Origin of the sequence: Clostridium phoceensis (genome assembly GCF_001244495.1) — a bacterium.
In the GTDB taxonomy this organism is placed as follows: Bacteria; Bacillota; Clostridia; order Oscillospirales; family Oscillospiraceae; genus Lawsonibacter; species Lawsonibacter asaccharolyticus.
In genome coordinates this window covers 2,673,185-2,694,780 of sequence record NZ_LN866274.1, presented here as the reverse complement: position 1 = coordinate 2,694,780, position 21,596 = coordinate 2,673,185, and the positions used below count along the sequence as shown (strand labels likewise).

25 protein-coding genes are annotated in these 21,596 nt (G+C 62.0%); 24 read left to right on the top strand and 1 reads right to left on the bottom strand.

Annotated features, from left to right (window positions below):
• Positions 1-76: 76 nt before the first annotated feature.
• The 16 genes from BN1969_RS13895 (at position 77) to ispF (ending at position 13,855) form a co-directional block, all read left to right on the top strand.
• Positions 77-889, top strand: a complete 813-nt coding sequence (locus BN1969_RS13895) for an alpha/beta fold hydrolase (RefSeq protein ID WP_050624856.1) — start codon at positions 77-79, stop codon at positions 887-889.
• Between the two features lie 247 nt (positions 890-1,136).
• Complete coding sequence (locus tag BN1969_RS13890; RefSeq protein ID WP_082203605.1) at positions 1,137-1,823, top strand: site-2 protease family protein; 687 nt, start codon at positions 1,137-1,139, stop codon at positions 1,821-1,823.
• A 20-nt stretch (positions 1,824-1,843) separates the two neighbouring features.
• Positions 1,844-2,650 carry a segregation and condensation protein A gene (locus BN1969_RS13885; RefSeq protein ID WP_050624855.1) on the top strand — a complete coding sequence of 269 codons (807 nt, stop codon included), beginning with the start codon at positions 1,844-1,846 and terminating at the stop codon, positions 2,648-2,650.
• An 18-nt stretch (positions 2,651-2,668) separates the two neighbouring features.
• Complete coding sequence (gene scpB / locus BN1969_RS13880; RefSeq protein WP_050624854.1) at positions 2,669-3,304, top strand: SMC-Scp complex subunit ScpB; 636 nt, start codon at positions 2,669-2,671, stop codon at positions 3,302-3,304.
• Positions 3,301-3,909 carry a DUF2953 domain-containing protein gene (locus BN1969_RS13875; protein WP_050624853.1) on the top strand — a complete coding sequence of 203 codons (609 nt, stop codon included), beginning with the start codon at positions 3,301-3,303 and terminating at the stop codon, positions 3,907-3,909. The genes scpB and BN1969_RS13875 overlap by 4 nt, the downstream gene beginning before the upstream one ends.
• A 2-nt stretch (positions 3,910-3,911) precedes the next feature.
• Positions 3,912-4,337 (top strand): GerW family sporulation protein, encoded by a 426-nt coding sequence (gene ytfJ, locus BN1969_RS13870; protein ID WP_050624852.1) that lies wholly within the window; start codon positions 3,912-3,914, stop codon positions 4,335-4,337.
• Positions 4,338-4,435: 98 nt separating this feature from the next.
• Positions 4,436-5,536: a D-alanyl-D-alanine carboxypeptidase family protein gene (locus BN1969_RS13865; protein WP_082203604.1), complete on the top strand. Its 1,101-nt coding sequence runs from the start codon at positions 4,436-4,438 to the stop codon at positions 5,534-5,536.
• 22 nt (positions 5,537-5,558) lie between these two features.
• A complete protein-coding gene (locus tag BN1969_RS13860; RefSeq protein WP_050624851.1) occupies positions 5,559-6,272 on the top strand; it encodes a pseudouridine synthase in 714 nt (237 codons plus the stop codon).
• A 149-nt stretch (positions 6,273-6,421) separates the two neighbouring features.
• Complete coding sequence (locus tag BN1969_RS13855; protein WP_050624850.1) at positions 6,422-7,285, top strand: MurR/RpiR family transcriptional regulator; 864 nt, start codon at positions 6,422-6,424, stop codon at positions 7,283-7,285.
• 3 nt (positions 7,286-7,288) lie between these two features.
• Entirely contained in the window at positions 7,289-8,602 is a 1,314-nt protein-coding gene (locus BN1969_RS13850; RefSeq protein ID WP_050624849.1) for a BaiN/RdsA family NAD(P)/FAD-dependent oxidoreductase, read from the top strand.
• Between the two features lie 3 nt (positions 8,603-8,605).
• Positions 8,606-9,283 carry a (d)CMP kinase gene (gene cmk / locus BN1969_RS13845; RefSeq protein ID WP_050624848.1) on the top strand — a complete coding sequence of 226 codons (678 nt, stop codon included), beginning with the start codon at positions 8,606-8,608 and terminating at the stop codon, positions 9,281-9,283.
• Positions 9,280-9,879, top strand: coding sequence for a lysophospholipid acyltransferase family protein (locus tag BN1969_RS13840; protein ID WP_050624847.1), 600 nt, complete (start codon positions 9,280-9,282; stop codon positions 9,877-9,879). The genes cmk and BN1969_RS13840 overlap by 4 nt, the downstream gene beginning before the upstream one ends.
• A complete protein-coding gene (locus BN1969_RS13835) occupies positions 9,876-11,822 on the top strand; it encodes a bifunctional 4-hydroxy-3-methylbut-2-enyl diphosphate reductase/30S ribosomal protein S1 (RefSeq protein WP_050624846.1) in 1,947 nt (648 codons plus the stop codon). Before BN1969_RS13840 ends, BN1969_RS13835 begins: the two co-directional genes overlap by 4 nt.
• Before the next feature lie 274 nt (positions 11,823-12,096).
• Positions 12,097-12,573, top strand: coding sequence for a CarD family transcriptional regulator (locus BN1969_RS13830; RefSeq protein ID WP_050624845.1), 477 nt, complete (start codon positions 12,097-12,099; stop codon positions 12,571-12,573).
• Positions 12,574-12,643: 70 nt separating this feature from the next.
• Entirely contained in the window at positions 12,644-13,375 is a 732-nt protein-coding gene (gene ispD, locus BN1969_RS18690; protein ID WP_050625488.1) for a 2-C-methyl-D-erythritol 4-phosphate cytidylyltransferase, read from the top strand.
• A gap of 3 nt (positions 13,376-13,378) precedes the next feature.
• Complete coding sequence (gene ispF, locus BN1969_RS18685; RefSeq protein ID WP_050624844.1) at positions 13,379-13,855, top strand: 2-C-methyl-D-erythritol 2,4-cyclodiphosphate synthase; 477 nt, start codon at positions 13,379-13,381, stop codon at positions 13,853-13,855.
• Between the two features lie 73 nt (positions 13,856-13,928).
• Here the strand turns inward: ispF and BN1969_RS13815 are convergent, their stop codons facing one another.
• Entirely contained in the window at positions 13,929-15,107 is a 1,179-nt protein-coding gene (locus BN1969_RS13815; protein WP_082203603.1) for a Gfo/Idh/MocA family protein, read from the bottom strand.
• 253 nt (positions 15,108-15,360) lie between these two features.
• On the opposite strand from BN1969_RS13815, the gene BN1969_RS13810 reads away from it, so the two are divergent.
• The 8 genes from BN1969_RS13810 (at position 15,361) to BN1969_RS13775 (ending at position 21,596) form a co-directional block, all read left to right on the top strand.
• A complete protein-coding gene (locus BN1969_RS13810) occupies positions 15,361-15,615 on the top strand; it encodes a putative Se/S carrier protein (protein WP_050624842.1) in 255 nt (84 codons plus the stop codon).
• Entirely contained in the window at positions 15,612-16,742 is a 1,131-nt protein-coding gene (locus BN1969_RS13805) for an aminotransferase class V-fold PLP-dependent enzyme (protein ID WP_050624841.1), read from the top strand. The genes BN1969_RS13810 and BN1969_RS13805 overlap by 4 nt, the downstream gene beginning before the upstream one ends.
• A gap of 261 nt (positions 16,743-17,003) precedes the next feature.
• On the top strand, positions 17,004-17,876 hold the full coding sequence (gene cdaA / locus BN1969_RS13800) for a diadenylate cyclase CdaA (protein WP_050624840.1): 873 nt from the start codon (positions 17,004-17,006) through the stop codon (positions 17,874-17,876).
• Positions 17,873-19,102 (top strand): CdaR family protein, encoded by a 1,230-nt coding sequence (locus tag BN1969_RS13795; protein WP_050624839.1) that lies wholly within the window; start codon positions 17,873-17,875, stop codon positions 19,100-19,102. The genes cdaA and BN1969_RS13795 overlap by 4 nt, the downstream gene beginning before the upstream one ends.
• A 42-nt stretch (positions 19,103-19,144) precedes the next feature.
• Positions 19,145-19,570 (top strand): SoxR reducing system RseC family protein, encoded by a 426-nt coding sequence (locus BN1969_RS13790; RefSeq protein ID WP_050624838.1) that lies wholly within the window; start codon positions 19,145-19,147, stop codon positions 19,568-19,570.
• A 10-nt stretch (positions 19,571-19,580) separates the two neighbouring features.
• Positions 19,581-20,453, top strand: coding sequence for a DUF5685 family protein (locus tag BN1969_RS13785; protein ID WP_050624837.1), 873 nt, complete (start codon positions 19,581-19,583; stop codon positions 20,451-20,453).
• A complete protein-coding gene (locus BN1969_RS13780; protein ID WP_050624836.1) occupies positions 20,450-21,070 on the top strand; it encodes a J domain-containing protein in 621 nt (206 codons plus the stop codon). Before BN1969_RS13785 ends, BN1969_RS13780 begins: the two co-directional genes overlap by 4 nt.
• A gap of 1 nt (position 21,071) precedes the next feature.
• Positions 21,072-21,596: a hypothetical protein gene (locus BN1969_RS13775; protein WP_050624835.1), complete on the top strand. Its 525-nt coding sequence runs from the start codon at positions 21,072-21,074 to the stop codon at positions 21,594-21,596.

The following is a 21,596-nucleotide window of genomic DNA, read 5'->3' as shown; positions in this document are numbered from 1 at the left end:
CTCTGCGCCCATGCGGGCACGGAGGGGCCGTGTGCGTGTTCCCGCTGCGGCGGGGAGAAAAGGGAGGGAAACGGAGATGTTGGAGCGGAGCTATCAGACGAGACAGGGGACCATCCGATACTGGGTGAGCGCGCCCGGCCCTCGCGGGACCGCGCTGGTCTTTCTGCCGGGCCTGACGGCGGATCATCGGCTGTTCCAGATGCAGTTCTCCTTTTTTGCATCCCGCCGGCCCCTGCTGGTGTGGGACGCACCGGGCCACGGGGCCTCCCGCCCATTTGCCCTGGATTTCTCCCTGATGGAACAGGCAGAGTGGCTCCACGGGATCTTGGTTCGGGAGAGGATGGGAGGGCCTGTATTGATCGGTCAGTCCATGGGAGGGTATCTGGCGCAGTGCTTTATGGAGCGATTCCCCGGACAGGCCCGGGGATTTATCTCCATTGATTCCGCCCCGCTTCAACGGAGGTATGTCACGGCGGCAGAGCTCTGGGCACTGCGGCGCTGCGAGCTGCTCTACCGCTGTTACCCCTGGAGCATACTGCGGAAAGCCGGAGCCAGAGGGTGCGCGGAGACAGCCCAGGGGCAGACGCTGATGAAGGAGATGATGGACTGTTACAGCAAAAGGGAATTCAGCGCCCTGGCGGGGCACGGGTTTCGGGCTCTGGCGGAGGCGATGGCGGCTGATCTGCCGTACAAAGTGGACTGTCCCGCCCTTCTGCTGTGCGGGGAACGGGACCGGGCGGGACTGACGAGACGGTATAACCGCCGCTGGTCGGAAGAGACCGGCATCCCCCTGGTGTGGCTCCAGAGCGCGGGGCACAACTCCAACACGGACGTGCCGGATCAGGTCAACTCCATCATCCAGGGCTTCCTCAGGGAACATGGACTTTGAAACGTGTCGGCGGGGACCTGGCCCGGTGGGGAGGCAGAGGCCGCCCTTCTACGGCAGATCCCAGTCATCCTCAAAAGGAAAAATCTTACCCTCCGGCTTTCTGTAAATTTCCGAAGTTCTCTCTACGCAGCATTTTTTGAAAAAGAGCTGCCTGATTCGCCGTCTTGTATTTTCTTTGAGAATCTGGTATGATAAACAAGTATTTATTTGTCCATGGGTGCCCCATGGACAGGGAAGGGAGGCCGCCATGGGGTCGCTGAATGGTTTTCTGGAGCATATGGACTGGTTTCAACTGTTTCTGCTGCTGATCGGTGCGGTGGCCTGCCTGTTCTGCATCACCTTCCACGAGCTGGCCCACGGGTTCGCGGCCTACCAGCTGGGGGACCCCACCGCCAAGGTGAACGGCCGTCTGACGCTGAACCCGATCTCTCATATCGACTGGATCGGCCTGATGCTGCTGCTCACTGTGCGGGTGGGCTGGGCCAAGCCGGTGCCAGTGGATATGCGGAACTTCCGCCACCCAAAGCGGGACATGGCCATCACCGCCCTGGCCGGCCCTGCGGCCAACTTCCTTCTGGCCACGGCTGCCCTGGGGGTGGCCTCCCTGATCTATCACTTCGCGCCTCAGGGGACGGTGGCGGCCTATGCCATCTATTTCTTCCTGTATATGGCGGTGCTCAGTGTAGGGCTGGGGATCTTTAACCTGGTCCCTATCCCACCGCTGGACGGTTCCAAGATCCTGTTCGCCCTGCTGCCCGACCGGATCTACTACCAATACCTGCGCTATGAGCGGTTTTTTATCCTGGCTGTGGTGCTGCTGGCCTGGATGGGGGTGTTCAGCGTGCCCCTGAGCTTCTGCATGGAGGGCATCGTCCGCGGCCTGTGCGCGGTGACCGCCTTCCCGTTCCAGCTGGCGCAGTACTATTTCTTCTGAGAGGCATTGGGGGGAACGCTTTGGACAGTCCGATCTACCACCTGGAAGGGGTGGTCAAGGCCAAAACAGAGGACATGGAGGACTTTGTCGGCCCCCTGGACCTGATCCTTCACCTGCTGAGCAAAAACAAGATGGAGATCAAGGACATTCAGATCTCTCTGATTCTGGACCAGTATCTGGCCTGGATGGCCGCCCGCAAGGAGATGGACCTGGAGGTAGCCAGCGAGTTTGTCACCATGGCCTCCCAGCTGGTCTATATCAAGACGAGGATGCTCCTCTCCATCCACGACGAGGAGGCCCTGAGCGAGATGGAGCAGCTCATTGCCAGCCTGGAGGAGCACCAGCGCAATGAGAACTATCTGAAAATCAAGGAGATCACCCCCCTGCTGGACCGGCGGTACAGCTATGGGAGAGACTTCATCACCAAAGTGCCGGAGACCATTCAGCCGGACAGGACCTACCGCTATGTCCACGACAGGGAGGACCTGAAAAAGGCTATTCTGTCTGTCTTGTCCAGGGCGGACCACCAGCTGCCGCCCCCAGTGGCGGCTTTTCAAGGCATCGTGGGGCGGGAGCCATACCCTGTGTCGGAAAAGGCAGGGGAGATCATCCGCCGGCTGCTCCGGACCGGGGTCACCCGGTTCCGCGCCCTGTTCCAGGGTAACCGCAGCCGCTCCGAGGTGGTGGCCACCTTCCTGGCGGTGCTGGAGCTGTGCAAGGCCCACCGCCTGCGGCTGGCCGGGACGGAGGAGGACTGTACCATCACCTCCACCCAGGGGGAGCAGGGGGACCATTTAGAGGTCACAGCGGATTCCTTTGAATTTTAACAGGATGGGAGAAGAGGCATGGAACTGAAGGAGCTGGAGGCCGCGCTGGAGGGGGTCCTGTTCGCCGCCGGGGAGCCGGTGGGGGTGGAGCGCCTGTGTCTGGGGCTGGAGGTGGATCGGGCCACCATAGACGCAGTGGCCCAGCGGCTGATGGACCGGTACAGCTATGAGCGGCGGGGTATCCGCCTGGTGCGGCTGGATACCAGCTACCAGCTGTGCTCTGCTCCGGAATTCGCTCCCTATATCCGCAAGACTTTGGAGAATCGGAAGCCGGCGCGGCTGTCCCAGCCTGCGCTGGAGGTGCTGGCGGTGATCGCCTACTACCAGCCGGTGACCCGGGCCTATGTGGACCAGATCCGGGGGGTGGACAGCGCCTATACGGTGGGACTGCTGCTGGAGCGGGAGCTCATTGAGGAGTGCGGTCGGCTGGCCGTTCCCGGGCGGCCCATCCTGTACCGCACAACGAAAAATTTCCTGCGCTCCTTTGGGCTGTCCAGCCTGGAAGAGCTGCCTGAGCTGCCGGATGCCTCCCAGGAGAGCGGACAGCTGACCCTGGAGCTGGAGGCGGCGGTAGCCCGTTTGAGGGCGGAGGAGAGTGGGCAGACTGTCCAAGAGGACGGGGCAGCTCACCCGGCCCAGGAGGAGACGGAATGAGGGGGTGGATCGTTCTGGCGGCGGTCCTGCTGCTGTTGTTCCTGCTGGGGCAGCTGCGGCTGGGCGCGGTGGGGGAGTATGGTCCCGGAGGCGCCGGAGCCTGGTTCCGGGCGGGGCCTGTCCGCATCCGCCTCTACCCAAGGAGGCGCTCAGGGCCTTCGAAAAAGGAGAAGGCGCCCAAGCCCGGGAAGGAGCACCCTGCGGGGGAGGCATGCGGCGGCGGACTTTTGGAGCTGATGAAGGAGCTGCTGCCCCTGGCCTTGGAGGCGGCGGGCTGTTTCCGCCGCAGGCTGCGGGTGGATCAGCTGGAGCTGAAGCTCACCATCGGCGCGGCGGACCCAGGAGACGCAGCTATCCGATATGGACAGGCCAACGCCCTGCTGGGAAGCATCTGGCAGCCCCTGACAGAGGCGTTCCATGTGGAGGAGGGCCGGGCTCGGGTGGAGGTGGACTTCACCGCGGCGGCCCCGGTGCTGACGGGGCAGGTGTCCCTGTCCCTGAAGCTGTATCAGCTCCTGTGGCTGGGGCTGCACTTCGGCCTGCGGGCCCTGAGTACCTATGTGAACCATCGAAATCGGCATAAACAGCAGAGAGAGGCGGTTTGAATATGGAAAAACAGCATCCCATCAATGAAATGATGAGCACTACAATGGAGAAGATCCGCAGCATGATGGACGCCAACACCATCATTGGCGACCCCATCCAGACCGGGGAGGTCACCCTGATCCCGGTCTCCAGGCTGTCCTTTGGATTTGCCAGCGGCGGGAGCGACTTTGTGACCAAAAATCAGAAACCCGGGGCTGAGAACACCTTTGGCGGGGGCAGCGGCGCCAGCGCGAAGATGGAGCCGGTGGCCTTCCTCATCATCAAGGGGGACAGCGTCAAGCTGCTCCCGGTCGATCCACCTCCCGCCACCACGGTGGACCGGGTCATCGAGGTGGTGCCTGAGGTGGTGGAAAAGGTCACCGATTTCCTGGAAAAGCAGAAAAAAGCAGACGAGCCCCCGGAGGGAACGGACCACTTTGTGGTGTGACCGCACTGATCTGACAGAATTTGCCGGATCCGGCAGGGAGAGAAAACCGGCGGCCCGGAAAATACTAAGGTCACTTTGTTTGATGGAAGGTGACCATATTGAAACGACTGCTGGCGGCAGCGCTGGCCGCTGGATCTCTGCTCTGCCAGGTGCCCACTGCCCAGGCGGTGGGCACCTCCGCGTCCTCTGCCATCCTGATGGAGGCAGAGAGCGGCCGGGTGCTCTATGAACAAAACGCCCACGAGGAACGGCTCATCGCCAGTATCACCAAGCTGATGACCGCCCTGGTGGCGCTGGAGTCCGGCCACGACCTGGAGGAGACCGTCACAGTGGGGGAGGCCTGCACCCGGGCAGAGGGTTCCTCCCTCTATCTGCGCCCAGGGGAGGAGATCTCGCTGAAGGGGCTGCTCTACGGGGTGATGCTGCGCTCCGGGAACGACGCAGCGCTGGCAGTGGCGGAGCACTGCGGGGGCAGCGTGGAGGAGTTCGTTGGACGGATGAATGAAAAGGCGGCCCAGTTGGGGATGATGAACAGCCATTTCGCCAACCCCAACGGGTTGAACGCGGAGGGGCATTACTCCTCTGCCTACGACATGGCCCTGCTGGCCCGGGCCTGCCTGGAGAACGAGGCACTGGCGGAGATCGCCGCCACCAAGAGCGCCACTGTGGACGGCCGGGTGCTGACTAACCACAACAAGCTGCTGTGGCAGTACGAGGGCTGCATCGGCCTGAAAACGGGCTATACAGAAAAGGCGGGGCGGACCCTGGTGTCCGCGGCCCGGCGGGGCGGGATGACGCTGATCGCGGTGACCCTCAACGACCCGGATGACTGGCGGGACCATACCGCCCTGCTGGACTACGGATTTTCCACCTATGCCGCGGTGACGCTGACAGAGGAGGGAAAGGCCGTGGCACGGCGGCCCGTGTCCGGCAGCCTGGTCCCCTTTGTGGAGATCCAGGCGGCAGAGACGGTGCGGATCCCGGTGTGTGAAGAGGACAAAATCGACTGGGAACTCCAGTGGGACCAGGAGGCGCTGGAGGCTCCTCTCCGGGCCGGCGGCAGTGCGGGCCGGATGATCTGCCGGGTGAACGGCGAGGAGGCGGCCTGCGTGCCTCTGGTGTTCGCCCAGGATGTGGAACGTACGCTCCAGCCTCCTGGTGGAATCTGGACTCGGCTTATGGAGCTTTGGAACAGATAAAGAAAGAGAGGGGGGAGTCAGCATGGAGGAGCGCCTGCAAAAGCTGCTGTCAGCCTGCGGGCTGGCCTCCCGCCGAACGGTGGAGCAGTGGATCGAGGCGGGGCGGGTCACCGTCAATGGGACGAAGGCACGGCTGGGGGACAAGGCGGACCTGGACCGGGACCGCATCGAGGTGGATGGCCGGCCGGTCCGGCCCGGCGGAGACCGGCTGTATCTGATGCTGAACAAGCCTCGAGGGTATGTGACCACCCTGTCTGACGAGAAGGGGAGAAAGACGGTGGCGGAGCTGGTCTCCGGATGCGGACGGAGAGTGTGGCCGGTGGGGCGGCTGGACTTGGACTCCGAGGGGCTGCTCCTGCTGACCGACGACGGGGAACTGACCCAGAAGCTGCTCCACCCCAGTCATCAGGTGGAAAAAGAATATCTGGTGTGGGTCACTGGGGACGTGAGCCGGGGGCTGCCGGTGCTGTCCGGCCCCATGGATCTGGACGGCGTGCCGCTGTCCCCGGCCAAGGTGCGGCGGGGGAGGACCAGCGGAGGAGTGACCCAGCTATCCATCACCATCTGTCAGGGGAAAAACCGGCAGGTCCGGCGCATGTGCGGTCAGGCGGGTCTGAAGGTGCTGCGCCTGAAACGGGTCCGGGAGGGAGGGCTCTGCCTGGACCGGACCCTGGGGCCCGGAAAGTGGCGGAGACTGGAGCAGAGCGAGGTGGCCGCCCTGCTGCAAAAGCCCTGATTTTTTGCCCCGTACCGGATAGAACATAAATTTTTTGCAAGATAAAGTTTTTATCCTGCAAAAATGGCTTGCTTTTTTCCGGGAAACAAGGTATCATAAGGAGCTGAAACAGCTGGTTTCCTCAAAGAGAAAAGCAGGAGTTGACCGAGATGAATCGAGACATTTTGACTGTGATCCAGGAAAATATGAGCACCTTCTCCAAAGGGCAGAAGCGGATCGCCAACTATATCCTGGAATCTTATGACAAGGCGGCCTTTATGACCGCCAGCCGCCTGGGCAAGACCGTCAGCGTCAGCGAGTCCACCGTGGTCCGTTTTGCGGCGGAGCTGGGCTATGATGGCTATCCCAGCATGCAGCGTTCCCTGCAAAAAATGATCCGGAACCGCCTGACCTCCGTCCAGCGCATCGAGGTTTCCAATGACCGGATCGGAGATCAGGATCTGCTCTCCAGCGTCCTCCAGTCGGACATCGAAAAGATCCGCCTCACCCTGGAGGAGGTGGATCGCCAGAGCTTTGACCGCGCGGTGGACGCCATCGTCTCCGCACGGAAGATCTACATCATGGGTGTGCGGTCCTCCGCCTCCCTGGCCACCTTCCTCAGCTTCTATTTCAATCTGATTTTCGACAATGTGATCTCTGTGGCGGCCAACACCGCCAGCGAGGTCTTTGAGACCATGCTCCGGGTGGGGGCGGAGGACGTGGTCATCGGCGTGAGCTTTCCGCGGTACTCCAGCCGCACCGTCCAGGCCATGAACTTCGCCCGGGACCGGGGCGCCACCACCATTGCCATCACGGACAGCGAGGCCTCGCCCCTGGCCCCCATCTCCAACTACACACTGAAGGCCCGCAGCGATATGGCCTCCTTCGTGGACTCCCTGGTGGCCCCACTCAGCCTGGTCAACGCCCTGCTGGTGGCGGTGAGCCGGAAGAAAAATGACGACCTGGCCCATACCTTCCAGACCCTGGAGGACATCTGGGATGAGTACGGGGTCTATGAGAAGGTGCAGGACTGAACGATGGCCGATGAACTGATCGTGGTCGGCGGCGGGGCCGCCGGCATGATGGCCGCCATTTCCGCTGCGGAGACGGGAGCGGCCGTCCGGCTGCTGGAGCGCAACCCCAAGGTAGGGCGCAAGCTGTACATCACCGGCAAGGGCCGGTGCAACGTGACCAACCACTGTCCGCCGGAGGAGGTGCTGGCCAGCACGCCCCGGAACGGCCGGTTCCTCTACGGGGCCGTGACCCGTACGCCGCCGGCGTGGGTGGAGGACTTTTTCACCGGCCTGGGGGTCCCGCTGAAGGTAGAGCGGGGCAACCGGGTCTTTCCGGTGTCGGACCGGGCGGCGGATGTCATCGACGCCCTGTTTTTTCGTATGAAAAAGCTGAATATCCCGGTGACGCAGGCCCGGGCCTCCCAGATCTGTCTGGAGGAGGGACGGGTGTCCGGGGTGGAGACCGATTGCGGCTTCTTTCCCTGCCGGGCTGCGGTCCTGGCCACTGGCGGCTGCTCCTATCCGGCCACCGGCTCTACCGGCGACGGATATGAGATGGCCCGGGCCTTGGGCCATACTGTGGTCTCGCCCGTTCCATCCCTGGTCCCCTTGGAGGCAGAGGAGGACTTCTGCGGAAAAATGCAGGGCCTGGCGCTGAAAAATGTGTCCCTCCGGGTCAAGAACCAGAAGGGGAAGGTGGTCTATCAGGAGCAAGGGGAGCTGCTGTTCACCCATTTTGGCCTCTCCGGTCCCCTGGTGCTCAGCGCCAGCGCCCATATGCGGGACTTTGCCAGGGAGCAGTACACCTGTGTCATCGACCTGAAGCCGGCTCTGGAGGAACAGAAGTTGGACGCCCGGCTGGTCCGGGAGCTCTCGGAGCAGGCCAACCGGGACTTTCAGAACGTCCTGGGCAGTTTAGTGCCCAGGCTGATGGTGCCCACCGTCATCGCCCTCACCGGCATCCCCGGGGACCGAAAGGCCCACGACATGACCAAGGGGGAGCGCCGCCGCCTGCTGGAGGTCCTGAAGGGCCTTGTGATCCATATCCGGGGTCCCCGGCCCATTGCGGAGGCCATCATCACCTCCGGCGGGGTGAAGGTGGGGGAGATCGACCCCAAGACCATGGGGTCGAAAAAGGTGCCCGGCCTGTTCTTCGCCGGGGAGCTGATCGACGTGGATGCCTATACAGGGGGCTTCAACCTCCAGATCGCCTGGGCCACCGGCCGGGCGGCAGGGGAAAGCGCCGCCCGGACCTGCCTGGGGCAGGACCTGGGGGAGCAGGGGCCTGAGTACCGTCGGACCGGAGCGGAGAATCAATCAAATTTTGGAGCGAAATAAGAAATGCAGGAAAAAAGCGTTGCCATCGACGGCCCCGCCGGGGCCGGAAAGAGCACCCTGGCCCGGGCCCTGGCCCGGGAGCTGGGGTATTTGTATGTAGACACGGGGGCCATCTACCGCACGGTGGCCCTGCGGGCCTGGGAGGCAGGGGCGGACCCATCCGACCCGGAGCAGATCGCCCCTCTGCTGAAGGGGCTGGACCTGCGCATGGATTATGGGGCAGATGGTGTACAGCGGATGTACTTGTCTGGACGTGACGTGACAGAGGCTATCCGGGTCCACCAGATCTCCGGACTGGCCTCCCAGGTGGCTGCCCTGCCCCCGGTGCGGGACTTCCTGCTGGACTTTCAGCGCCGTCAGGCCATGGAGCACGACGTGGTCATGGACGGCCGGGACATCGGGACGGTGGTGCTCCCTCACGCCGGGGCAAAGGTCTTCCTTACCGCCGCGCCGGAGGCCCGGGCCCGCCGCCGCCTGCTGGAACTGAAGCAGCGGGGACAGGAGGCGGAGCTGGAGACCGTTCTCCGGGACATCGTCCAGCGGGATGAACAGGACCGGAACCGGGCGGTGGCCCCTCTCCGTCAGGCGGAGGACGCTGTGCTGTTGGATACCACGGAGCTGGGACTGGAGGAGAGCCTGAAGGCCCTGATCTCCCTGGTGAAAGGGAGGCTGGCTCAATGAGTACAGAACAGTTCTACCGATTCCTCTATCTCGTCGTCTGGCCCTTTTTCAATCTGTTCCATCCGGTACGCACCGTGGGGCGGGAGCACATCCCAGAGGGGGCGGCGGTGATCTGCCCCAACCATACCGCCCTCAGCGACCCGTTTTTTGTGGCTTTCGCCTTTCAGAAAAAGAACCCTCTGCGGGTGATGGCCAAGATCCAGCTGATGCGGGTGCCCGTGATCGGCTGGCTGCTGGGCAAGGCGGGCATCTTCGGAGTGGACCGGGGCCATGCGGACATGCACGCGGCCAAGACGGCTCTGCGCTGCCTGAAAGAGGGGCACAAGCTGCTCATCTTCCCCGAGGGGACCCGCGTGGAGGAGGGGGAGAACGTGGACGCCAAGGCGGGAGCGGCCATGTTTGCCACCCGGACGGGGGTGCCCATCGTCCCCATGTACATCCCGGCGCAGAAGCACTGGTTCCGCCCTACCACTGTGGTGATCGGCGAGCCTTACTATCCCCAGATCCAGGGGCGGCGGGCCACGGCGGAGGAAAATCAGGAGATCGCCCGTGAGATCATGCGGCGCATCCACGCACTGGGGGGACTTCCCCAGTGAAGATAAGGATCGCAAATTCGGCCGGCTTCTGCTACGGCGTGCGCCGGGCGGTGGAGCTGGCGGAGGGGGCCGCCCGGTCCGGCGAGCCCTGTGTGATGCTGGGTCCCATCATCCACAACCAGGACATGATGGACCATCTGGCCCGCCATGGCCTGCGGGCGGTGGTCAGGCCGGAGGAGGTCCCGGAGGGGAGCGAGGTCATCATCCGCTCCCATGGGGAGAGCCGCGCTGTCCACGAGGGCCTGCATGCCCGGGGCGTCCGCATCCTGGACGCCACCTGTCCCAATGTTACCCGTATCCATCAGATCGTGGCCCGGGCTGAGGAGCAGGGGAGGCAGCCCATCATCATCGGAACCCGGGACCACCCGGAGGTGCTGGCCATTGCGGGCTGGTGCTGCCGCCCGGTGGTCCTGTCTGGAGCGGAGGAGCTGGAAAACTGGCTGGCGGAGGACCCGTCCCGACGCCAAATGCCACTCACTTTTGTGTCCCAGACCACGGCCATCCGCAGGGTTTGGGATTCCTGCGTGAAAAAAGCAAAAAAAGAGTGTACAAACGCAGAATTTTTTGATACAATATGTGGAGCGACATCAAAACGCCAGGAAGAGGCCGTCCAGCTGGCCGCCCAGTGCGGCGCGATGGTGGTCATCGGCGACCGCCAGAGCTCCAATACCAGGAAGCTGGCGGAGCTCTGCCGGGAAGTCTGTCCATCTGTCCAGCTGATCGAGCGGGCAGATGACCTGGAGTTGTCTCCTCTGCGGGGGACAGAGACTGTCGGTATCACTGCGGGCGCATCCACGCCTGCGTGGATAATAAAGGAGGTCTGTGACAAAATGAGCGACGAAATCATGGAGATCGAGGAATCCTTCGCTGACATGCTGGAGAGATCGATCAAAACTTTGAATACGGGGGATAAGGTAACTGGCGTTATCACTGGGATCACGCCGACTGAGATCTATGTGGATCTGGGCACCAAGCACGCCGGCTACATTCCCGTATCCGAGCTGACTGATGACCCCACCGCAAAGGTGGAAGATCTGGTCAAGGTAGGGGACGAGATCGAGACCTTTGTGGTCCGCGTCAACGACCAGGAGGGTGTTGTCACCCTGTCCAAGAAGCGCCTTGACGTGGTCAAGGGCTGGGAGGACGTGGAGGCCGCCCAGGAAGAGCAGACTGTCATGGAGGGCGTCGTCACCGAGGACAACAAGGGCGGCGTTGTGGTGTCCGTAAAGGGCGTGCGGGTCTTCGTTCCCGCCTCCCAGACCGGCCTGCCCCGGGAGACTCCCATGTCCGAGCTGCTGAAGAAGAAGGTCCGCCTGGTCATCACCGAGGTGAACCGTGCCCGTCACCGCGTGGTGGGCTCCATCGCCAAGGTGCAGCGCGCCGAGCGCGCCGCCGCCGCAGAGAAGGTCTGGGCCGAGATCGAGGACGGCAAGCACTACACCGGCGTGGTGAAGTCCCTGACTTCCTACGGCGCTTTCGTGGACATCGGCGGCGTGGACGGCATGGTCCACATCTCCGAGCTGTCTTGGAGCCGCATCAAGCACCCCTCCGAGGTGGTCTCGGTGGGCGACACCGTGGATGTGTATGTGATCTCCGCCGACAAGGAGAAGAAGAAGATCTCCCTGGGCATGAAGGACCACAGCCAGGACCCCTGGACCGTGTTCACTTCTCAGTACCAGGTGGGCGACGTAGCCAATGTCCGCGTCGTTAAGCTGATGACCTTCGGCGCCTTTGCCGAGATCGTCCCCGGTGTGGACGGCCTGATCCACATTTCTCAGATCGCTGACCACCGCATCGAGAAGCCCGGCGACGTGCTGGCTGAGGGAGAAAAGGTGGACGTGAAGATCACCGACATCGACATGGAGAACAAGAAGGTCTCCCTGTCCATTCGTGCACTGCTGGAAGAGCCCGAGGCTGAGGAGGACGCTCCTGCCGAGGAGTGATTCAGCCCTAATCCTATTTTACCATGAAAAACAGCTCCCTCTGCCACGGCAGAGGGAGTTGTTTTTCTGATCCGGTCCTGTAGGGCACTGCTCCAGGGTCCCTGACCGGGGGGAGGCCATATGGACCAGAAAGCCGCTCATCCGGGGGATAAAAAGCAGCCGAATGGAGGTATTATGGTGGATTTTTCATAAAATTTACTTGCAAGAGAGGGAATAGATTGGTATAATAAGACTGGAAAATCAGAAATTCTGGTCTATTTTGGAGGTGAGACTGTTGTTTCAGGTAGGGGATAAGATCGTCCATCCCATGCACGGAGCAGGTATCGTAGAGAGTATCGTCCAAAAGAAGGTAAACGGTGTAATGCGGGATTACTATGTGTTGAAGCTCCCGGTGCGTGCGATGGTGGTCATGATCCCCACAGACAACAGTGAAGAGATTGGAGTGCGCCCCATCGTGGACCGGGAGCAGGCCGACCAGGTGCTGGCGGCCATCCCCGGCATAGAGGTGGACATGACCCAGAACTGGAACCGACGGTACCGGGAAAATCTGGAGCGCCTGAAGAGCGGGAACCTGCTGGAGGTGGCCCGGGTGGTGAAGGGGCTGATGCTCCGGGAGCTGGAACGGGGGCTTTCCACTGGGGAGCGGAAGATGCTCCACTCGGCTAAGGAGATTCTGATCTCAGAGATCGTACTGTCCCAGAGCTGTACCTATGAGGATGTGGAAGCGCGCATAAATACGGCGCTGAACTAATATGCTGGGAGAGAAGCGCGGGCAAAAAGGGACCGGATGGTCCCTTTTTGCAGGCAGGAAGGTGAACCGATTGGCAGGAATTTGGAAACGATTGGCCCAGAGAAAGGGCAGAGGGGTGCCCATCTGCTCGGTGGTGATCCCAGCGGCAGGGTCCTCCTCCCGGATGGAGGGGATCGACAAGATTCTGGAGCCCCTGGGAGAACTCCCGGTGCTGGTGCGCACCCTTCAGGTGTTCCAGAGCTGCGATCTGGTCCATGAGGTGATTGTGGTCACCCGGGAGGATCTGATCGTTCCCGTGAGCCAGCTGTGCAGGGATTTTATGCTGGATAAGGTGACCAAGGTGATGGTAGGAGGAGCCGAGCGGGTTCTCTCCGTCCGGATCGGGGTGCAGGAGGCCCGCCGGGACGCGGCGCTGATCGCCATCCATGACGGGGCGCGGCCGCTGCTGAGCCGGGAGGTGCTGGAGGAAGTGCTGAAAAAGGCTGCGGTTACCGGGGCGGCGGCGCCGGCCATTCCCATGGTGGATACCATCAAGCGGGCAGAGCGGGGCGTTGTGGTGGAGACGATGGACCGCTCCAGCCTGTGGGCGGTCCAGACGCCCCAGGTCTTTGAGGCGTCCCTGATCCGGGCGGCCCTTGAAAAGGCGGTGGCGGACGGGGAGACTCTCACAGATGACTGCGCCGCTGTGGAGCGGATCGGGATGAAGGTCTCCCTCACTCGGGGAGACAGGGAGAACATCAAGCTGACCACCCCCTTCGACCTGATGGTGGGGGAGGCGATCATCCGGCAGAGGGAGGGATAGTGAGTGACACGGATCGGACAGGGATACGATGTGCACCGCCTGGCAGAGGGCCGGAAGCTGATCCTGGGGGGAGTGGAGATCCCCTATGAGCGGGGGCTCCTGGGCCATTCGGACGCGGACGTCCTCACCCACGCAGTGATGGACGCCCTGTTGGGCGCGGCGGCACTGGGAGACATCGGTTGCCACTTTCCGGACAGCGACCCGGCCTACGCCGGAGCGGACAGTCTAGCCCTGCTGGACCAGGTGATGCAGCTGCTCCATGCGGAGGGATGGCAGGTAGAAAATGTGGATGCCACAATCCTGGCCCAGCGGCCTAAATTAGCGCCCTATCTGGGTGGTATGGCGGATCATCTGGCCGCTCATATGGGAGTGGAGCTGGGACAGGTGAATGTCAAAGCGACCACAGAGGAGGGGCTTGGCTTCACTGGAAGTGGAGAGGGGATGGCTGCCCATGCGGTCTGCCTGCTGACAAAAGAATAACGGAAAATGGAGCGCGGGCACCGGAATTTCCGGTGCCCGCGCTCTGTGAAGAGAATAGCAAGGAGGTGTAGGATCAGAAATCGATGCGGCGGCCTTCCTCGGCGGACTGATAGGCGGCGTACATGATCTTGGTGGTCTCGTAAGCCAGAGCAAAATCAGAGGAGGGCGTCTTATCGTAGGCAATGGTTTCCATGAAGTCCTGGAGCTCACCCATGTAGCCGCGAATGATCTCATCGGAGACGAAAGCCTTGTTCCAGCCCAGCTTGGCGGGCAGCATCTCGGAGATGTACACATCATCCAAGCCTTCTTCATCCAGGAAATAGGTGTTCAGGATGTCAGTGGGGGTGATGTTGCACATCAGGGAGCTGTCGTTGCTGTAAACCTCGATGTAGTTCTTGGTGCCGCCCAGTACGGTGTCACTGGCGATGGTCAGGCACTTGGTCCCGTCGGAGAAGGTAACGGTGACGGCGGCGTAGTCCTCCACGTCCTCGGGACGGGCGGCGATGTGGCGGTGCTCATGCTCGCTGAGGCAGGCAGTGGTGACGCCCACGTCGGCGGAGACACTCTTGACAGTAATGGTCTCGCCCCGGGCCAGGGCCTCCTGCTGCTTCAGCCACAGCATGCCAGTGAGGGGATGGGTACCGGTGCGGACCAGGATGCCGCCGCCAGTCTTGTTCCACTTGCCAGCCACAGGGGAGCTGGAGCCTTTCAGGCTCTCCTCACCCTTCATGAACAGCACCTTGCTCTTCTTGGCGCGGATGATCTCAGCGGCCTTCTGGACCGGAGTGGCATAGACGAAGTTCTCGGCGTACAGGAACTTCTTGTCGGTAGAGTCCACCACTTCCTTCAGCTCATCCATGATGGCCATGACCTCTCGATACATCTTGGCCTTCTCGGTCCTGCCCACATTCTCCTCGCCGGGCTTGCCGAAATAGCCGGTGAGAGGCTTCTCACAGATGACATGCTTGCCGGCCTTCAGGGCCTTGATGGCCATGGAGCAGTGGAGGAAAGGAGGGGTGACGATGTCGATGACATCGATCTCCGGGTCTGCCAGCATATCGTCAAAGTTAGTGATGGCCTGCTCATAGCCATAGCGCTCCTTGACCTGATTGGCCAGATCCAGGTTCAGGTCACAGACGGTCTTGAGGCGGATGGGCACTCCACTGACCTTTTCATAGCCGTTGCCGTGGAGATGCGCGGCATAGCCGGCTCCGATGGTGCCGATGACCACGGGTTTTACCTGCTTGTTCATAGAAAGTTCCTCCTTCATGATTTGTGAAAGGCTCACGGGCTTTTCAGATTTGATAGACTCAATATAGGGGAAATCACACAAAAAGTCAAATGATGCTTTTTCATTCAAAATTGAAAAAATTTAATGCAGGGCAGGCGCATCCAGACCGCAGTATCCGGCAGCCCGCTGCCAGCATACATTGTATTGAGAGGGTATCCCCTCCCGGCCGCGCCGTCGGCTGCGGCCACCCGTACTCCAGGAAAGGAACTATGCCATGCTCTATTATTTAATCGTGTGCCGATCCCTGACTTACGCACAGCGGACCGCCTCCGCCCTGGAGCGGGCAGGGATCACGGCTCATATCATGCGCTCCCCTAAAAGCATCGCGGGGGAGGGGTGCAGTCATTCCGTGAAGGTCTCTCAGCGGAATCTGCCCGATGCGTTAAGAATACTGCACCGAACAGAGCTGGACCCCCGCCGGGTCTATATCACGGCGGGAGACGGCAGCTACAAGGAGGTGCAGCTGTGATCTATCTGGACAGCGCGGCCACCTCTCTGCAAAAGCCGCCTGCGGTCGCCCGCGCCTGCTCCTACGCCATCTCACATTATGCCAGTCCGGGCCGAGGTGGTCACAAGCCGGCCATGGACGCAGCAGCAGCGGCCTTTGCCTGCCGGGAGGCGGCAGCCCGCCTGTTCCAGGTCCCCAAGCCGGAACAGGTGGTCTTTACCAACAATGCCACCCACGGCCTGAATATCGCCATAAAGGCCCTGGTTCGTCCGGGAGGGACAGTGGTCATCTCCGGATATGAGCACAACGCGGTCACCCGGCCGCTCCACGCCATCCCGGATGTGACGGTCCGGGTGGCGGCCGGACAACTGTTCCGGCCGGAGGAGACCGTGGAGGCATTCCGAAAGGCCCTGACCCCGGAGGTGACTGCGGCTGTATTCACCCATGTATCCAATGTGTTTGGAATGATCCTCCCCATCCAGGAGCTGGCCCGGCTTTGCCGGGAACGGGGGGTCCCCTTCATCCTGGACGCGTCCCAGTCAGCGGGCTGCCTCCCGGTCCATCTGGAGGAACTGGGGGCAGCCTTCATCGCCATGCCGGGCCACAAGGGGCTGTACGGCCCCCAGGGGACCGGTCTTCTGCTCTGCGGACAGACCCCGCCGCCTCTGCTGGAGGGGGGCACGGGAAGTGAATCCATCCGGCAGGAGATGCCGGACTTCCTGCCCGACCGTCTGGAGGCGGGGACCCACAACATCGCCGGGATCGCCGGGCTGCTGGAGGGACTGCGCTTCGTGGAAAAGCAGGGGGTACAGTCCATCGGCAGCCATGAGCGGGCCCTGACCGTCCAGATGGGGGAGGCTCTCGCCCAACTCCCGGGGGTGGAGGTGTTTCGGAGCAAAGACCCCAGCCAGCAGGCCGGAGTACTCTCCTTCCGGGTATCGGGGATGGACTGTGAGGAGCTGGGGGAGGCGCTGGGCCGCCGGGACATCGCCCTGCGTTCCGGGCTCCACTGCGCCCCGCTGGCCCACCGGACAGCTGGGACACTGGAGACCGGGACCGTGCGGGCCAGCGTCTCCGCCTTCAACGTCCCCCAGGAGATCCCACGCTTCGTCCGAGAGCTGAGGCAGATCCTCAGCGAAAAGCCGTAAGACCTTACAAGGCGTCAAATGCCAGAGATCTTGAAGAGAGATCCCTGGCATTTTTTCTGTCCGGCTCCTGCCGGAACGGCCGGAGCCCAGGGCAGGCCCTGCCCTGCAGCCTATCCGGCGTCAGGGGTGACGGGAGACATATTCATGAAATTTTCATTCTTTCCTTCTCGTTTCATGTTGCCAACTTCCGCGGAATATCGTATAATTATCAAATAGGTAATTGGGCAGACCCATGCGGGCCTTTTGAAAAGAGGAGATTCCATGAGCGAACTCATACAGAGGATGCCGGCAGTCGTTCAGACCATTCGCCTGTCCGACCTGGTGGATATCGCGATCCTGTCTATCGTCATATACAAACTACTCTGGATGGTGCGGAAGACCAGCTCTGGGCGGGTGCTCCGGGGGATTATGATCGTGGTGGTGGCCATCTGGGCCTCTGCCGAGTTCAACTTATACGCCACCAGCTTCGTGCTCAACCGGGTAGTGGAGTACGCCATTCTGGTGCTGGTCATCCTGTTTCAGCCGGAGATCCGCCGCTTTCTGGAGCGGGTAGGCAGCAGCAGGATGAGCAAGGTCTTCGTCCAGCCCCCAGAGGCCGCCCACGACATCGACAGCGCCATCTCCCAGACTGTGGAGGCCTATACCTCCCTGTCCAAGGACAAGGTGGGGGCGCTGATGGTCTTTGAGCGGGCCAACCTGTTGGACGAGGTCATCAAAACCGGCACGGCGCTGGACTGTGCCGTCTCCAGCGAACTGCTGAAGAACCTGTTCTGGAACAAGGCGCCACTCCATGACGGGGCGGTCATCGTCCGTAACGGCCGCATCGTGGGGGCTGGCTGCATGCTGCCCCTCTCAGGCAACACCAACCTCAGCCGTGACCTGGGGATGCGCCACCGGGCAGGCATCGGCATGAGCGAGCACTCTGACGCGGTGGTAGCCATCGTCTCGGAGGAGACCGGTTCCATCTCGGTGGCGGTGGGCGGCATGCTCAAGCGCCACCTGGCCCCTGAGACCCTGGACCGCCTGTTGCGCAATGAACTGAAGACGGACGAGGATGACGGGGAGAAGAAGAGCGACCTCTTCCCCCTGGTCGCCGCCCTGTTCAACCGAGGGAAAAAGGAGGGGACAGAATGATCCAGCGTATCCAGAACAGCAAGTGGGTCTTTGTCCTGATCTCCGTCTTTTTGGCCGTGATCTTCTGGATGTACGTCCGCAACGACCTGGACCCCCCGGGGAGCCGGACGATCTACAACGTACCGGTGACCCTGACGGGAGAGACTATCCTGGAGAGTCAGGGGCTCACTATCACTGCGGTCTCTGACACGGCGGTGGACCTGAAGATCACCGCCCCTATCAGTATCCTGAACAAGCTGAGCAACCGCAATCTCAGCGTGACCGTGAACGTGTCCCAGTGTACCGAGGGGGAGCAGATCCTCCAGTATGACGTGAACTGGCCCCGGGACGTGAGCACAGCGGAGATCACCAAGGAGTCTCAGGAGCCTGCCGCTATCACCGTTATGGTGGCACGGCTGTACTCCAAGACCTTTGAGATCCAGCCCGTGCTGAAGGCCAGTATCGCCCCGGGCTACCAGGCGGGCCAGATCACCATCAGTCCAGAGACCGTGACCATCAGTGGCTCGGAGGAGGCGGTCTCCAGGGTGGCGAAGGTGGAGGCGGTGCTGGAGGGCGAAGAGCTCAACACCCGCTTCTCCGGCAATGTTCCTCTCGTTCTGCTGGACGCAGAGGGGAACGAGCTGACGGATCTGGAGATCAACATGGACACAGATACCACCTATGTGACCATGCCGGTCTATGTGGTGAAGGAAGTTAAGCTGACCGTAGACTACACGCCGGGCGGCGGTGCCACCGGCGAGGATGTGACCTCGGCCATCATCTTCCCGGACTCTATCACCATCGCCGGCTCAGAGGAGGACGTGTCCAAGGTAGAGGAGATCTCGCTGGGCAGTATCGACCTGTCCAAAGTGGTGGGGACCAACAGCTTCACCCTACCCATCGAGCTGGACTCCAGCCTGGAGAACGTCAGTGGCATCACAGAGGCCGTCGTCACGGTGACCATATCCGGCCTGTCCACCCGTACCTTCAACGTGACCAACATCGATTATGACAATGCACCGGAGGGCTATCATGTGGAGGTGGCTACCGAGTCCTGCTCTGTGGTGGTGCGAGGCAGCGAGGAGCGCCTGGAGGACATCTCTGCCAGCCAGCTGCGCATCGTGGCAGACCTGTCCAATGTGATGACGGTGGGCTCCGTCTCCGTCCCAGCCAGAGTGTATCTGGACTATAACAGTGAGGTAGGCGTCATTGGAGAGTACTCTGTTGTGGTCAACATCAGCAGATAGTAAAAACGGTTTTTGAGGCAAAACTTTGGAGGCAGCAGCATCATGAGTCAAAATGCCATTGTAAAAAAAGTGGTCCATCCCGGTGTGGTGGAGGTGTCCCTTATGCGCCAAATGGAGTGCGGCCTGAGCTGTTCCAGCTGCGAGGGCTGCCCCCAGCGCCCCAAGGAGGAGATCCTGGCCCTGGCCTCTGATCCGCAGGGGGGGGCCAAGCCGGGGGACTGGGTGGAGGTGGAGCCCGCCTCCGGCAGCGCCATCGGCTTCGCCCTTCTGGTCTTTTTCCTCCCCTGCGTCTTTCTTCTGGGGGGATACCTCATCGGCAGACTTCTGGGTCTGGGAGACGGGGGTTCCATCGGAATGGCAGCCGCGGGGCTGGTCCTGGGCTTCGTTCCGGCGGTCCTGATCAACCGGACCATCACCCGGCGGAAGACCCCGGAATTCACCGTGCTGGGGTATCTTCACAGCGTGTGAGGAGAGCCCTGTGTTTGGATATGTCCGGCCTGTCCGGGAGGAACTGAAGTGTAAAGATTTTGACCTTTATCGTGCCACATACTGTGGGCTCTGCCGGGAACTGCGGCGGAAATACGGCCTGCTGGCACCCATGTTCCTCAATTTTGATTTCACCTTTCTGGCCCTGCTGCTCTGGCCGGCAGAACAGCGGTTCGTCCCCTGCCGCGGCAGGTGCCACGCCAATCCGCTGGCCAGAAAGGAGATGTGTCCCGCTGATCCGGCCCTGGAGGCGGCGGCGGACGAGAGCATCATCCTAACCTACTGGAAGCTGCGGGATTCTGCTCGGGACGACGGCCCCTTCAGCGGCCTGCCAGCCAGAGGGCTGGCCCTGCTCCTAGCTCCCGCCTACCGAAAGGCGGCGGTCTGCCGGCCGGAATTTGACCGGACAGTCCGTTCCTGCCTGGAGGAGCTGACAGGGCTGGAGGCAGAAAACTGCCCCTCAATCGACCGGACGGCCGACACCTTCGCCCGCATCCTCCAGGCAGCCGCGCCCCCCTCTGAGGACCGGAGCCGGGATCGGGCGCTGGAGCAGCTCCTCTACCACTTGGGGCGGTGGATCTATCTCATCGACGCCCGGGACGATCTGGAGGAGGACCGCGCCTCCGGCTGCTATAACCCTGTCCGCGCCCGATATGGGGAGGGAGGGGACGACCAGGCGCTGGCCCTGACTCTGGAGCACTCCCTAAATTTGGCCCGCTCCGCGTTCTGCGTACCGGACTTTGGCTGCCGAACCCCTGTGCTGGAGAATATCCTCTATTTGGGGCTCCCCATGATCCAGCAGGCCGTCTTTGATGGCAGCTGGTCCCGTCTGAAAAAAGAAAAGATTTGGAGAAAACCTACATGAACGATCCGTACAGTGTTTTGGGGGTCAGCCCCAATGCCAGCGATGAAGAGATCAAAAAGGCCTATCGTGAGCTCGCCCGGAAGTACCATCCGGACAATTATCAGAACAATCCCCTGGCCGATCTGGCTGAGGAGAAGATGAAAGAGATCAACGAGGCCTATGAGACCATCACCAAGCAGCGCAGCGGAGGTGGGGGCTCTTATCAACGTCCGTCCGGCGGATACGGCGGGCAGAGCTATGGCGGCGGATACCAATACAGTCATCAACAGAGCGGCTCCGCCAACCCTACCTACGCCCGCATCCGGAACCTGATCAACAGCGGAGATCTGGGGACGGCGGAGCGCCTGCTCAACGAGGTGCCCCAGAAAAACGGGGAGTGGTATTTCCTTTCCGGCAGCATCGCCTACCGGAAGGGCTGGCTGGATGAGGCGATGCAGAACTACTCCCTGGCCTGCCAGATGGACCCAGGGAACATGGAGTACCGCCAGGCCCTGGCCATGATGCAGCAGGGGGGACAGGCATACCGCCCCTACGGATACAGCGGAGGGATGGACGGTCTGGACTGCTGCACCAGCCTGCTGTGCCTGAACTGCCTGTGCGGAGGGGGGCACTGCTGAGATGGCCTCTTTTCACACCACCAGCCGCCGCACCGCGGTTGCCGGGGTCCTGGCAGCTGGGAGCCTGGCCGTGCTCTGGCTGGCCTGTATGGTTCCGTCAGGGCGCATCGGCCTGACCGGCGCGGCCGGTCTGTTTCCGGTGGCCGCGGTGCTGGCCGCCGGACGGGCGGCGGGCTATCTGTGCTGGGCCGCATCCGCCCTGCTGGGGCTGTTCCTGCTGCCGGACAAGGGGGTCGCTCTGCTCTACCTGATCTTCTTGGGGCTCTACCCGGTAGTCAAAAACAACATCGAGGGCCTGCGGCGCCTGCCCCTGGAGTGGCTGTGCAAGCTGGCCTGCTTCAACGCGGCCCTGTCTCTCTTCTGGTTCGCGCTGCGGGCGCTGTTCCTGCCCGATCCCCCTGTGTGGCTGGGGGAGAGGACCTGGCTGCTCTATCTGGCAGGGAATCTGATCTTCGTCCTCTATGACGTGGGCCTGTCCCGCCTGATCGCGCTGGTGATGGCCCGGATGCCGGGGCGCCGCCGCTGA

What these genes read in the sequence shown, in the direction of transcription:
- BN1969_RS13895 (WP_050624856.1), top strand. Translation starts at nt 77, where the DNA reads ATGTTGGAGCGGAGCTATCAGACGAGACAGGGGACCATCCGATACTGG.
- BN1969_RS13890 (WP_082203605.1), top strand. Translation starts at nt 1,137, where the DNA reads ATGGGGTCGCTGAATGGTTTTCTGGAGCATATGGACTGGTTTCAACTG.
- BN1969_RS13775 (WP_050624835.1), top strand. Translation starts at nt 21,072, where the DNA reads ATGGCCTCTTTTCACACCACCAGCCGCCGCACCGCGGTTGCCGGGGTC.
- BN1969_RS13840 (WP_050624847.1), top strand. Translation starts at nt 9,280, where the DNA reads ATGAGTACAGAACAGTTCTACCGATTCCTCTATCTCGTCGTCTGGCCC.
- BN1969_RS13875 (WP_050624853.1), top strand. Translation starts at nt 3,301, where the DNA reads ATGAGGGGGTGGATCGTTCTGGCGGCGGTCCTGCTGCTGTTGTTCCTG.
- BN1969_RS13795 (WP_050624839.1), top strand. Translation starts at nt 17,873, where the DNA reads ATGATCCAGCGTATCCAGAACAGCAAGTGGGTCTTTGTCCTGATCTCC.
- cdaA (WP_050624840.1), top strand. Translation starts at nt 17,004, where the DNA reads ATGAGCGAACTCATACAGAGGATGCCGGCAGTCGTTCAGACCATTCGC.
- scpB (WP_050624854.1), top strand. Translation starts at nt 2,669, where the DNA reads ATGGAACTGAAGGAGCTGGAGGCCGCGCTGGAGGGGGTCCTGTTCGCC.
- BN1969_RS13790 (WP_050624838.1), top strand. Translation starts at nt 19,145, where the DNA reads ATGAGTCAAAATGCCATTGTAAAAAAAGTGGTCCATCCCGGTGTGGTG.
- ytfJ (WP_050624852.1), top strand. Translation starts at nt 3,912, where the DNA reads ATGGAAAAACAGCATCCCATCAATGAAATGATGAGCACTACAATGGAG.
- BN1969_RS13810 (WP_050624842.1), top strand. Translation starts at nt 15,361, where the DNA reads ATGCTCTATTATTTAATCGTGTGCCGATCCCTGACTTACGCACAGCGG.
- cmk (WP_050624848.1), top strand. Translation starts at nt 8,606, where the DNA reads ATGCAGGAAAAAAGCGTTGCCATCGACGGCCCCGCCGGGGCCGGAAAG.
- BN1969_RS13815 (WP_082203603.1), bottom strand. Translation starts at nt 15,107, where the DNA reads ATGAACAAGCAGGTAAAACCCGTGGTCATCGGCACCATCGGAGCCGGC.
- BN1969_RS13780 (WP_050624836.1), top strand. Translation starts at nt 20,450, where the DNA reads ATGAACGATCCGTACAGTGTTTTGGGGGTCAGCCCCAATGCCAGCGAT.
- BN1969_RS13850 (WP_050624849.1), top strand. Translation starts at nt 7,289, where the DNA reads ATGGCCGATGAACTGATCGTGGTCGGCGGCGGGGCCGCCGGCATGATG.
- BN1969_RS13860 (WP_050624851.1), top strand. Translation starts at nt 5,559, where the DNA reads ATGGAGGAGCGCCTGCAAAAGCTGCTGTCAGCCTGCGGGCTGGCCTCC.
- BN1969_RS13855 (WP_050624850.1), top strand. Translation starts at nt 6,422, where the DNA reads ATGAATCGAGACATTTTGACTGTGATCCAGGAAAATATGAGCACCTTC.